The organism is Blautia sp. MB18-30, assembly GCF_023669475.1.
Lineage (GTDB): Bacteria > Bacillota > Clostridia > Lachnospirales > Lachnospiraceae > Blautia_A > Blautia_A fusiformis.
In genome coordinates this window covers 35,683-48,457 of record NZ_JAMOYY010000007.1, presented here as the reverse complement: position 1 = coordinate 48,457, position 12,775 = coordinate 35,683, and the positions used below count along the sequence as shown (strand labels likewise).

The 12,775-nt window shown below is 47.2% G+C and carries 12 protein-coding genes; 11 read left to right on the top strand and 1 reads right to left on the bottom strand.

Going from position 1 to position 12,775, the window contains the following annotated elements; genetic code table 11:
• Nucleotides 1–7: 7 nt before the first annotated feature.
• The 11 genes from fmt (at nucleotide 8) to lgt (ending at nucleotide 11,682) form a co-directional block, all read left to right on the top strand.
• Nucleotides 8–952: a methionyl-tRNA formyltransferase gene (fmt, locus tag NCY57_RS04915; protein ID WP_178687457.1), complete on the top strand. Its 945-nt coding sequence runs from the start codon at nucleotides 8–10 to the stop codon at nucleotides 950–952.
• Between the two features lie 6 nt (nucleotides 953–958).
• On the top strand, nucleotides 959–1,666 hold the full coding sequence (locus tag NCY57_RS04910; RefSeq protein ID WP_015526118.1) for a zinc metallopeptidase: 708 nt from the start codon (nucleotides 959–961) through the stop codon (nucleotides 1,664–1,666).
• Nucleotides 1,662–3,014: a 16S rRNA (cytosine(967)-C(5))-methyltransferase RsmB gene (gene rsmB, locus NCY57_RS04905; RefSeq protein WP_044961572.1), complete on the top strand. Its 1,353-nt coding sequence runs from the start codon at nucleotides 1,662–1,664 to the stop codon at nucleotides 3,012–3,014. The genes NCY57_RS04910 and rsmB overlap by 5 nt, the downstream gene beginning before the upstream one ends.
• Before the next feature lie 6 nt (nucleotides 3,015–3,020).
• The gene (gene rlmN / locus NCY57_RS04900; RefSeq protein ID WP_015526117.1) at nucleotides 3,021–4,061 is read left to right on the top strand and encodes a 23S rRNA (adenine(2503)-C(2))-methyltransferase RlmN; all 1,041 of its coding nucleotides are present in this window, start codon (nucleotides 3,021–3,023) and stop codon (nucleotides 4,059–4,061) included.
• A gap of 1 nt (nucleotide 4,062) precedes the next feature.
• Nucleotides 4,063–4,809: a Stp1/IreP family PP2C-type Ser/Thr phosphatase gene (locus tag NCY57_RS04895; protein ID WP_021651617.1), complete on the top strand. Its 747-nt coding sequence runs from the start codon at nucleotides 4,063–4,065 to the stop codon at nucleotides 4,807–4,809.
• Complete coding sequence (pknB, locus tag NCY57_RS04890) at nucleotides 4,803–7,028, top strand: Stk1 family PASTA domain-containing Ser/Thr kinase (RefSeq protein WP_173739731.1); 2,226 nt, start codon at nucleotides 4,803–4,805, stop codon at nucleotides 7,026–7,028. The genes NCY57_RS04895 and pknB overlap by 7 nt, the downstream gene beginning before the upstream one ends.
• 2 nt (nucleotides 7,029–7,030) lie before the next feature.
• A complete protein-coding gene (gene rsgA / locus NCY57_RS04885) occupies nucleotides 7,031–7,909 on the top strand; it encodes a ribosome small subunit-dependent GTPase A (protein ID WP_173733433.1) in 879 nt (292 codons plus the stop codon).
• Nucleotides 7,910–7,912: 3 nt separating this feature from the next.
• A complete protein-coding gene (gene rpe / locus NCY57_RS04880; RefSeq protein ID WP_015526113.1) occupies nucleotides 7,913–8,587 on the top strand; it encodes a ribulose-phosphate 3-epimerase in 675 nt (224 codons plus the stop codon).
• A 2-nt stretch (nucleotides 8,588–8,589) separates the two neighbouring features.
• Complete coding sequence (locus NCY57_RS04875; RefSeq protein WP_021651620.1) at nucleotides 8,590–9,264, top strand: thiamine diphosphokinase; 675 nt, start codon at nucleotides 8,590–8,592, stop codon at nucleotides 9,262–9,264.
• Between the two features lie 145 nt (nucleotides 9,265–9,409).
• Nucleotides 9,410–10,507: a redox-regulated ATPase YchF gene (ychF, locus tag NCY57_RS04870; protein WP_173739730.1), complete on the top strand. Its 1,098-nt coding sequence runs from the start codon at nucleotides 9,410–9,412 to the stop codon at nucleotides 10,505–10,507.
• A gap of 56 nt (nucleotides 10,508–10,563) precedes the next feature.
• Nucleotides 10,564–11,682 (top strand): prolipoprotein diacylglyceryl transferase, encoded by a 1,119-nt coding sequence (gene lgt, locus NCY57_RS04865; protein ID WP_173739729.1) that lies wholly within the window; start codon nucleotides 10,564–10,566, stop codon nucleotides 11,680–11,682.
• Nucleotides 11,683–11,871: 189 nt separating this feature from the next.
• On the opposite strand, the gene NCY57_RS04860 is transcribed toward lgt, so the two are convergent.
• Nucleotides 11,872–12,678 carry a helix-turn-helix domain-containing protein gene (locus tag NCY57_RS04860; protein WP_015526109.1) on the bottom strand — a complete coding sequence of 269 codons (807 nt, stop codon included), beginning with the start codon at nucleotides 12,676–12,678 and terminating at the stop codon, nucleotides 11,872–11,874.
• Between the last annotated feature and the right edge of the window lie 97 nt (nucleotides 12,679–12,775).

The following is a 12,775-nucleotide window of genomic DNA, read 5'->3' as shown; positions in this document are numbered from 1 at the left end:
GGATACTATGAAGATTATTTATATGGGAACTCCGGACTTTGCGGTGGCGCCTCTTGTAGCACTGGCAGAGAACGGATATGAAGTGGAGGCTGTGATCACACAGCCGGACAAACCGAAGGGCAGAGGCAAAACTATGATGCCTACTCCTGTAAAAGAAGAAGCACTGAAACACGGGATCCCGGTACTGCAGCCGGTGAAGGTAAGAGATCCTGAATTTGTGGAAGAACTGAAAAATCTTGCACCGGACATCATCATTGTTGCGGCATTCGGGCAGATCATTCCAAAGAGCATCCTGGATATGCCGAGATTCGGATGTATCAATATCCATGCGTCTCTGCTTCCTAAATATCGTGGAGCTGCACCGATCCAGCAGGCGGTGATCGACGGTGAAAAAGAATCCGGTGTTACCATTATGCAGATGGGAACCGGTCTGGATACCGGTGATATGATTTCTAGGATCGTGGTTCCGCTTGTCAAAGATGAGACAGGTGGAAGCTTGTTTGATAAGCTCGCACAGGCAGGTGCAGAGCTTCTGGTACAGACTTTACCGTCCATTTTTGACGGAACTGCAACCCGCGAGAAACAGCCGGAGGAGAGTCCAACACCATATGCTGCCATGATCTCCAAAAAAATGGGGCTTCTGGATTTCAGCAAAAATGCGGAAGAACTGGAGCGTCTGGTAAGAGGCCTTGATCCATGGCCAAGCGCTTTTACCTTTATCAATGGAAAAACATTGAAGGTCTGGAAGAGCTCTGTTCTGGAAAAACAGGCACAGGAAGCACCGGGAACTGTGATAGCCGCTGACAAAGGAGGAATCCAGGTAGCATGCGGCCAGAAGGTACTCGTGCTCCATGAAGTGCAGCTGGAAGGCAAAAAACGCATGGAAGCGGATGCGTTCCTTCGGGGATATCAGTTGAAACCAGGAGACATGTTCAGAGATTCCAGGGAGTGATGAGTTATGTACGGATATGGTTATTACGGATGGGGAATGGACCCCACGATTCTTTTGCTCGTGATCGGAATGCTTCTTTCTCTTGCGGCATCCGCGAAGCTGCGCAGTACCTTTGCAGTCTATAAAAAGGTCCGGAGTCATTCAGGTATCACCGGTGCGGAAGCTGCACAGAGGATCCTGAGAGCGGCTGGGATCACAGACGTACAGGTGGTTCCGATCCGCGGAAGTCTTACGGATCACTATGATCCGAGAACGAAAACGGTTTCCCTTTCAGAAGATATTTATGGAAGAAATTCTCTGGCGGCTGTGGGGGTGGCAGCACATGAATGTGGCCATGCGATCCAGGATGCGATCAATTATGCACCACTGAATATCCGTTCAGCCATTGTACCTGCCGCAAATATTGGTTCCCAGCTTTCGTGGCCGTTGTTTATCGCAGGACTGATCTTTTCCATTGATCCGCTGGTAACTCTGGGAATTGTTTTGTTTTCACTGGCAGTACTGTTTCAGCTGGTGACACTTCCGGTTGAGATCAATGCGTCTTCCAGAGCGCTTAAAATGCTGGAAAGTACAGGTATCTTAGGTGCAGATGAAAAAAAGGGTGCAAGAAAAGTACTTACAGCGGCAGCGCTTACCTATGTAGCAGCTCTGGCGGCATCTATTCTGCAGCTTCTGAGACTGATTATCCTTGCAGGAGGTAGAGATCGTGATTAGCAGCGGAGTAAATACCAGAGAACTGATCCTTGAGATCCTGTTACAGATCGAGGAGGAGGGTGAGCACAGCCATATTGCGATCCGGAATGCGCTTTCCAAATATCAGTTTCTTCCGAAACAGGAACGTAGCTTTATTACAAGAGTATGTGAGGGAACCCTGGAATACAGGATCTATATTGATTATGTCATCGATTCTTTTTCCAAGGTTTCTGTAAACAAGATGAAACCGCAGATCCGTGAGATCCTGAGAAGTGCGGTATATCAGCTGAAATTTATGGACAGTGTTCCGGACAGTGCAGTATGCAATGAAGCGGTAAAGCTGGCACAGCGAAAAGGCTTTTATAATCTAAAGCCCTTTGTCAACGGGGTGCTCCGTACGATCGCAAGAGAGATCGGTGATCTGGAGCTTCCTTCCAGGGAAGAAAACGAAGTCCGTTATCTTTCTGTGAAATATTCCATGCCGGAATATCTGGTAGAAAAATGGAAAGCAGCCTACGGAGTGAAGACTACGGAGAAGATCCTGGAGGATTTTCTGACAGAAAGACCGATCACAGTACGGTGCCGTACTCATAAGGCGTCTCTGAGAGAGATCGTCACCAGTTTGAAGTCTCAGGGAGTGACAGTAGAACAGGCTCCTTATCTTCCCTATGCACTGAAGATTTCCGATTACAATCATATTTTGACACTTGAGACCTTCCTTCAGGGAAAGATCCTGGTGCAGGATGTAAGCTCTATGCTTGTAGCGGAAGCTGCAAGTCCGAAAAAAGGTGACCATATCATCGACATGTGCGCTGCACCAGGTGGAAAAAGCATCCATGCGGCAGACAAAATGGGGGATTACGGAAATGTGGATGCCAGAGATGTAAGTCAGTATAAGGCAGATCTTATCAAAGAAAACATCCACAGGACCGGAGTGATCAATGTGGAAGCCAGAGTTCAGGATGCAACGGTATATGATCCGGATTCCGAACAGGCTGCGGATATTGTGATCGCGGATGTACCGTGCTCCGGTTATGGAGTTATCGGCAAGAAACCGGAAATCAAATACCGGGCAACTCCGCAGAAACAGGAAGAGATCGTAATGCTCCAGAGAATGATCCTGGATAAGGCTGCAAAGTATGTGAAACCGGATGGAACGCTGATCTTCAGCACATGTACCATTGCCCGGGAAGAAAACGAAGAAAATGTATTATGGTTTTTAAAGAATTATCCGTACCGGCTGGAAAGCCTGGATCCGTATATTCCGGAGGAACTGCACTGTAAATCCACGAAGCTTGGCTATCTGCAGCTTCTGCCGGGAATACATAAGACAGATGGATTCTTTATTGCCAGATTCAGAAGGAAATAACAGAAAATGACAGATGTAAAATCCATGACCATGGAGGAATTGAAGGAATTCATGACAAAGATCGGTGAAAAGCCTTTCCGGGCGAAACAGATCTATGCATGGCTCCACCAGCAGCTGGTTACCTCCTGGGATGAAATGACAAATCTTTCCAAAAGCCTCAGGGAAAAGCTTTCGGCTTATCCGATCACAGCACTGACCCAGGCAGATGTAAGGATCTCAAAAATTGACGGAACCAGAAAATATCTGTTCCAGCTGGAAGATGGAAATGTGATCGAGAGTGTTCTCATGCGGTATCACCACGGAAATTCTGTGTGCATTTCTTCTCAGGTGGGCTGCCGTATGGGATGCAGATTCTGTGCATCTACCATCGGAGGACTGACCAGATGCCTGAAACCGTCCGAGATGCTGGATCAGATTTACCGTATCCAGGCAGATACCGGCGAACGTGTGGCCAATGTAGTTGTGATGGGAACCGGTGAGCCGATGGATAATTATGACAATCTTGTCCGTTTTGTCCGGATCCTTACCGACGAAAACGGTCTTGGGATCAGTCAGAGAAATGTGACGGTTTCTACCTGTGGGATCGTGCCGAAGATGTATGATCTGGCTGAAGAAAAGCTTCAGATCACTCTGGCACTTTCCCTTCATGCTCCAAATGATGAAAAACGACAGGAACTGATGCCGATCGCGAATAAGTATTCCATGGATGAGGTTCTGGATGCCTGCAGAAATTATTTTGACAAAACAGGCCGAAGGATCACCTTTGAGTACAGTCTTGTAGCTGGCGTCAACGACAGTGAAGAAGATGCGAGACAGCTGGCAGGCCGTATAAAAGGCATCAATTGCCATGTAAATCTGATTCCGGTCAATCCCATCAAGGAACGCTCCTATGTGAGGTCTACTCGACAGGCTGTGGAGAATTTCAAAATAAAACTTGAAAAATACGGAATTAATGTTACTATTAGAAGGGAAATGGGCAGCGATATCGACGGTGCCTGTGGACAGCTAAGAAAAAGTTACATGGAAAAAACAGAAAGCGAGAAGTGACATGAGGATATACTCAGCTACTGATGTAGGGCAGAAGCGGAAGATGAATCAGGATTACGTGTTTGCATCTGAAGGTCCGGTTGGAAATCTGCCTAATCTTTTCACAGTCGCGGACGGAATGGGCGGACATAACGCCGGTGACTATGCATCCTCACATGCAGTACGGATCCTTGTGGATGAAATCCGTGAAGATGCGGATTACAATCCTGTGAAGGTTATTCGTCATGCGATCGAAGCTGCGAACACGGAGATCAGAAACCGTGCGCAGGAAGACGAAAACCTCCGGGGCATGGGAACCACTATGGTGGTGGCGACTATTGTAGATCAGTATGCCTATGTAGCCAATGTGGGTGACAGCCGTTTATATGTGATCCAGGACGGAATCCGCCAGGTCACCAGAGATCATTCCCTGGTACAGGAAATGGTGAGAATGGGCGAGATCAGCGAAGCGGAAGCACGGAATCATCCAGATAAGAACATCATTACAAGGGCACTTGGCGCGGAGAAAACGGTGGATGTGGATTTCTTTGATCTGAAACTTGAAAAAGGATGTACGATCCTGATGTGTTCAGACGGTCTCAGCAATATGGTTGAAGATGAGAAGATCCAGGAGATCATATCCGATCCGGAAGCAGATATTGATCAGAAGGGCAGTGCGCTCCTTCGGGAAGCAAATCAGAATGGTGGTAAGGATAATATTGCAGTCGTACTGGTAGAGCCATTCACGAATGAGGTGGAAGCATGTTGAAGACGGGAATGATCATAGCCGAGCGCTATGAGATCGTAGGAAAAATCGGAACTGGCGGAATGGCAGATGTCTATAAGGCTATGGACCATAAGCTGAACCGTTTTGTTGCCGTGAAGGTCCTGAAACCGGAGTTTCGGGAAGACACCACGTTTATAAAGAAATTCAGAAGTGAGGCCCAGGCGGCAGCTGGTCTTACACATCCGAATATCGTCAATGTATTTGACGTAGGAGATGACGGCGGTGTTTATTACATTGTTATGGAACTGATCGAGGGTATCACTCTGAAGGAATACATCTCCAAGAAGGGAAAGCTTTCCATTAAAGAGGCTACAAGTATCGCAATCCAGGTTTCTATGGGTCTGGAGGCGGCACACAGCCATGGTATCGTTCACAGAGATGTGAAACCTCAGAATATCATTATTTCCACAGATGGTAAAGTAAAGGTGACAGACTTTGGAATTGCCAGAGCTGCATCTTCCAATACGATCAGCTCCAATGTAATGGGATCTGTACATTACAGTTCACCTGAGCAGGTGAGAGGCGGATACAGCGATGAGAAGAGCGATATCTATTCTCTTGGAATCACACTGTATGAGATGGTCACAGGAAGAGTTCCTTTTGACGGAGATACCACTGTGGCGATCGCTATCAAGCATCTGCAGGAAGAGATGGTCCCGCCAAGTGTTTATACACCGGACCTTCCGTACAGTCTGGAGCAGATCATTCTGAAATGTACACAGAAAAGTGTAGATCGTCGTTACAGCCGTATGGAGGATGTGATCGCAGACCTGAAGCATTCTCTGATCGATCCCCAGGGTGATTTTGTAAGGCTTACTACAGTTGACAACGATGCCAAGACGGTTGTGATCTCAGAAGAAGAGCTTGGTGAGATCAAACATACACCGAAGCAGATCACAAAACCGGAGATCACCGCACTTGAGGAAGAAAAATACGACGATAACGATTACGATGATGCAGAGGAAGAATACAGACCGAGATCCGAGCATAGATCCGGAAAGAAAAAGAAGCATCATGGTTCCGGAAGAGGCCTGACGATTGCGGCACTGATCGGAGGTGCAGTCCTTCTGATCGTTCTTGTGGTAGTGCTTGGACGTGCCGCAGGACTGTTTGGAACCGGCAGCAGCGGAGCTGCAGACAGCAGCAAGGCAGAAGCAAAGCAGGAATCAGCAGCTGACGGTCTGGCAACCGTTCCTGATCTTGTAGGCAAGACAGAGGAAGAGGCTAAAACACTTGCAAACGATGCACATCTGGGTGTCCAGATGGCCGGTGAGGAGGCATCCGATCAGGAAAAAGGCAGGATCTCCCGTCAGGAGACAGCTGCGGGAACACAGGTTGAAGCCAATACAACTGTGAAATACTGGGTAAGCACCGGAACAGCACAGGTTACGATCCCGGATCTGGATGGACGCACAGGAATCGATGCACAGCAGACTCTGGAAGATCTTGGACTTCAGGTAAATGTCCAGAAAGAATACAGCGACACAGATGACAACGGATATGCACTGGTAGATCCGGGATATGTTTACAATGTCGAGCCGGCAGCAGGTACTTCTGTGCAGGCAGGCTCTTCTGTGACACTGACAGTCAGCCGAGGGGTTGATTATGGCGATAATGCTGAGGTTCCGAGTGTTGTAGGAATGACCAAGGATGATGCGCTTACTACTTTAGGTAAATTTATTGATATCCAGATAACAGAACAGCAGAGTACAGAAGCTGCAGGTACAGTTATCGCACAGGATCCGGAAGCCTATGCGGCAGCAGACCCGGATCAGCCGATCAGCATTACCATCAGCTCCGGTGACAAGGCTCCATCCACAGACAGCGCAGCATCTGCAGATAGTACAGCATCTACAGACAGTACAGCATCTACAGACAGCACAGCATCTGCGGACAGCACAGTATCCACAACTACATCTACAGCAGATGTCAATGCAAACACAGGCTGGAAATGTACACAGACACTGGATACCCCGTCCGGCTACAATGGAGGCGCGATCCGTCTGGAACTGATCCAGGACGTAAACGGTGAGCCTAAGGCATCCACCATCATTGATGGACAGAATATCAGCTTCCCGTATCAGCTTGATATCTCAGGTGCTGAGGGCGTTACCTCAGGAACCATCTATCTCTATGAAGAGGTAGACGGGGATTATCAGCAGCTTGGAACCTACACGGTTACATTCAAGAAAGCTGAGTGATCATGCAGGGAAAGATAATCAAAGGTATTGCCGGATTCTACTACGTATATGCAGAAGACGGTAATACATATGAATGCAGAGCCAAGGGAATTTTCCGTAAGGATAAATTCAAGCCTCTGGTAGGTGACAATGTGGAGATTGCAGTTCTGGATGAAAAGGAACTGGAGGGAAGTGTGACGGAGATCCACAAGCGTAAGAATTCTCTGATCCGTCCGGCTGTGGCCAATGTAGATCAGGCACTGGTGATCTTTGCCATGGATAATCCGAAGCCGAACTTCATGCTTCTGGATCGTTTCCTCATTATGATGGAGAGGGAAGGTGTTCCGGTAGTCATCTGTTTTAACAAAAAAGATCTGGCAACAACGGAAGAACTGGAATTTCTCTATGAAACATACCAGAGCTGCGGCTATCAGGTGATCCTGTCAAGTGCCCTGAAGGGAGAAGGACTCGACGAGATCGAAGAAGTGCTTCAGGGCAGGACAACTGTGGTAGCCGGCCCATCCGGCGTGGGAAAATCTTCTCTTACAAATTCCCTTCAGGAAGAAGTGGAGATGGAAACCGGTGAGATCAGCCGTAAGCTGAAACGGGGAAAACATACCACGCGCCATGCACAGATCATACCGGTGGCACAGGATACATTCCTTGTGGATACGCCGGGATTTTCCTCCTTATATATTGAAAATATGGAGGAGCAGGAACTGAAGGATTACTTTCCGGAGTTCCGAAGATATGAAGGACAGTGCCGCTTTCAGGGGTGCCGTCACATACATGAACCGGGCTGCGCTGTTAAGGAAGCCCTTGAGAACAATGAGATCAGCAGACTCCGATATGAAGATTATCTGGAGCTGCACCAGGAATTAAAAGAGAAAAGGAGATACTGAGTCATGGAATACCGATTGTGCCCATCGATCTTATCAGCAGATTTTAACAGACTGGGAGAACAGATCAAAATTCTGGAAAAGGAAGGCGTTGAATATCTGCATATTGATGTTATGGATGGAGATTTTGTTCCCAGCATTTCTTTTGGAATGCCGGTGATCAAATCGATCCGGAAAGAATCCAACATGTTTTTCGACGTACATTTGATGGTAACAGAACCGGAAAGATATATCCGCGATTTTGTAGAATGCGGAGCAGATTCCATTACTGTACATGCGGAGGCATGTGAGGATCTGGAGCGTACACTGGAGCAGATCAGGGCAGCAGGGGTAAAGGCGGCAGTTTCGATCAAGCCATCCACACCGGTAAATGACATCAGCCATCTTCTTGAAGATGTGGATATGGTGCTGATAATGACTGTTCAGCCAGGATTTGGCGGACAGAAATACATGGACGAATGCACGGAGAAGATCCAGGAGCTTCGTGAGCTTATTGATGAAGAAGAGCTGGATGTTGATATCCAGGTAGATGGTGGTATCAATGATGATACACTGGAGACGGTTATGCGTGCCGGTGCAAACCTCATGGTCGCAGGTTCCTGGGTATTTAAGGGCGATGTGGCAGCCAATGTAAGACACATTACAGAAAAAATCCACAATATCAAAAAAGAGCTGGACTGAAAATGATCGATACAATAATAATCAGCGGGGGCAATATCCAGAATGGTTTTGCCCTCGATTTTTTAAAAAAAAGAATAGAAGAAAGCCGAGGAGAGAAAATCACTCTTGTTGCTGCAGATAAGGGGATGGAATGGTTTATGAAAAACCGGGAATTTATTCCGGATCTTGCAATTGGGGATTTTGACAGTCTTTCCGAAGAAGGCCAAAAATATATGGAAAGCCTGAAGGGACCGGAGATCATCAGGCTGAAGCCGGAGAAGGATGATTCGGATACACAGTCTGCGGTAAACCAGATGATCCGCAAGGGTGCAAAGGATATCCTGATCCTGGGAGCTACCGGCACAAGGCTGGATCATGTGCTGGCGAATCTGGGACTGCTTTCTATGGGTAAGGAACAGGGCGTTCGTATTGCGATCGCAGATCAGTGGAATTATATCACACTTGCAGAAAGCGGAACTATACTGCACAGAGAGGAGCAGTTTGGAAAATATGTTTCATTCTTTACTGTGGGAGGTGATGTGACAGGCCTCACTCTGAGGGGATTTAAGTATCCGCTGAACGGATATCATCTGACAGTAGAAGACAGTGGCCTGACCGTCAGCAATGAGATTTCGGAAGAAACCGCAGAGATCCTGTATGAAAGCGGGCAGCTTCTGATGATCATGTCCAGGGACTGACAGTAACAACAAATGCCTCACAGTTGCGATTTCAGGCTGTGTATGGTAATATGGGACAGGAATGGCCTGAAAAACGGAAAGGCCTGTTTAAAGAGTATCTGAAAAATACTGTAAATAAATATATCGAAAGGATGTATATAGAGAGATGAAATTAGGTATCGTAGGACTTCCTAACGTAGGAAAAAGTACATTATTCAATTCACTGACAAAAGCCGGAGCAGAATCCGCAAACTATCCGTTCTGTACTATCGACCCCAATGTGGGGGTTGTAACCGTTCCGGATGAGAGACTGAATCTTCTCGGAGATTTTTATAAATCAAAAAAAGTAACACCGGCAGTGATCGAATTCGTCGATATTGCAGGTCTTGTAAAAGGCGCATCTAAGGGAGAGGGACTTGGAAACCAGTTCCTTGCAAATATCCGTGAGGTAGATGCTATCGTTCACGTGGTACGCTGCTTTGAGGATTCCAATGTTGTTCATGTAGATGGAAGCATTGATCCGCTCCGCGATATCGAGACTATTAATCTGGAGCTTGTTTTCTCTGATCTTGAGATCCTCGAGAGAAGAATTGCCAAGGTTACCAAGACTGCACGTATGGATAAGGAAGCTGCCAAAGAGCTTGCATTCCTTGAAAAAGTAAAGGCGCATCTGGAAGAGGGACAGCTTGCCATTACTCTGGAAACAGAGAACGAAGATGAGGATGCATGGCTTGCAACCTATAATCTTCTTACTGCAAAACCGGTGATCTATGCGGCTAACGTTGCAGAGGATGATATCGCAGATGATGGGGCGAACAATCAGTATGTACAGGTAGTACGTGAATACGCTGCCAAACAGAACAGCGAGGTATTTGTGATCTGTGCGCAGATCGAGGAGGAGATCTCCGAGCTGGATGAGGATGAGAGAAAGATGTTCCTTGAGGATCTGGGACTGACAGAATCCGGCCTGGAGAAGCTGGTGCGCGCAAGCTATCACCTTCTTGGACTTATGAGTTTCCTGACAGCAGGAGAGGATGAGACAAGAGCATGGACTATCAAGATCGGAACCAAGGCACCGCAGGCAGCAGGTAAGATCCACACAGACTTTGAACGTGGATTTATCAAAGCAGAGGTTGTGAATTATCAGGATCTTCTGGATTGCGGTTCCTATGCAGGTGCCAGAGAGAAGGGCCTTGTACGTATGGAAGGAAAAGAGTACGTTGTACAGGACGGAGATGTGATCTTATTCAGATTTAACGTGTGATCACCAACGTCTGTGAAATACCGGCTGTAAGCTGAAAAATTATAACAGGTGATTTTATGGATATGTCAATTCGGTTTCCCGGATTAAATCTGGTTTTGGATCATGTGCCGAGATCCTTTGAGATTTTTGGCTTTGAGATCACGATCTATGGCGTCCTGATCGCGATAGGAATGCTTCTGGGAATCTTTTTTGTGGTACTGGAAGCCAGAAGAAATCATGAAGATCCGGATGCATATCTGGATCTGGCCATCATAACGCTGCTTTCCGGTGTGGCAGGGGCAAGGCTGCTTTATGCGGCTTTTTCCTGGAGCCTTTATAAAAATGATCCGGGACAGCTTCTGAATATACGGTCCGGAGGACTTATGTTTTATGGCGGACTTCTGGGCGGTGTGCTGGGTGGTGCGGTCTACTGCAGGATCCGAAAGAAATCCTTCTGGCAGATGGCAGATCTTGCCTGCATGGGACTTCTGATCGGGCAGATAATAGGAAAGTGGGGGAGCTTTTTTAACAGAGAATCTTTCGGGGAATATGCAGACAACATTTTTTCCATGCAGCTGCCGTTGACTGCGGTACGGGCAGGAGAGGTCACCACGGCTATGCGTGAAAAGCTTCAAACCGTGGACGGTGGTACCTGGATTTTGGTACAGCCCTTGTTTTTCTATGAAAGTCTCTGGTGTCTGCTTGTGCTTTTGGTGCTTATGATGCTGCTTCGCAAAAAAGTATTTCAGGGAGAGATCTTTCTGAGATATCTGGCAGGCTATGGTCTTGGAAGAGCAGTGATCCAGTGGTTCCGCACAGATAAAATACTGTTTCCGGGAACCGGCGTGGATGTTTCACTGGTAATCTCGGTAATACTTTTTGTTCTTTGCACCGTGGTAGTTGCAGTGAAACGCGTGATGTCCAGAAAGCGGGCAAAAGTACGGATGAGAAGGATCGAGAAAGATCAGCAGGCAGAGAAAGAAGCGGAACAGCAACGGGAAAATGTAGCAGAGAATCTGGAAACAGAGACTGTACAGGGAGAAAAAAATGGATCAGAACGAGATACAGAAGAAAGAGGAAGCTCTTCGGAAAGCGTCACTTTTGCGGCAACTGCAGGAGGAACGGAAGAAGCTGGACAGCCAGATCAGGAGCAGGAGCGATCTTCTGAAGAATCTGGAGGCCAGCCAAAGAGTTGACCGTATTCTGGAATTATATTACGGAAACTGAGAGCAAACAGATATAGGATACAGATGCTTTTGTCTGATGGATCAGAATATAGGATACCGGCATTTGGCTGATAAGAGCAGCAGAAAACTGCCCTGCAGGAAAACGTCTTCTACGACGTTTCCGGCAGGGCAGTTTTTGTGCTGTGCAGTAGGAATATATCAGTACATCTTTCGGAAATCCAGAGGAGTTGTGCCTGTGACTTTACGGAACATGGCGATAAAGTGGCTGGCATCGGAAAATCCGGAAGCGCCGGCAACATCCTGGATCTTCATATCCGGTCTGGAAAGCAGAAGCTCACGTGCGCGGCTGATGCGGTACATGGTAACGTACTCGTAAACCGAGCAGCCCATAAAACGGCGGAACAGACGGGAAAGATACTGCGGAGAGACAAAAACGCTCCGGCTCAGCTGCGCTGCAGTGATATCCTGCTGATAACCGGTTTCGATTTCTTTTATTACCGGAATCACATATCTCTGGTAGAGAGGATTATCCTGTATCTTCGGAGAAGCTGCACAGTCTGTAAAATTCATAAGAAAATTATAGCAGTCGGAAGAAAGAGATTTCATATCCGGTGTGGGCTGATGATATTTACGCAAGGTAGAAGAAATCATTTTCCGGATACTGGCTCCTTGTTCCTTTTCGATAAGGATCACTTCCTGGTTGTCTGTCATGGAAGGAATGCTGCCTGCCAATGTTCCTGTGAAGGTGGCAAACATCGTGGTCCAGGAAGTAGACTCCCTGTGATAGGAATGAGGGACACCGGGGGCGATGAGGATGCCCTCGTTGGCTCCGAGAGTATAAAATTTTCCACGGACTTCAATGCGTCCGGTACCCTTTTCAGTCTGGAGGTAATGATAATACGGATATCCGTCCGGACGGAAGATATTAACCTGATTCCAGTGGTTCCCAAGAGACTCAAACATGAAGGGAGCACTGACCGGAGTGTTTCTGAAATAGATCGACATGATATTCACCTGTTTCTAAATGTTATATATTTTGGCGAAACATATTATACCATAATCCGGTGGATTATACTATAATGATCATAGCATAAAAAACGAA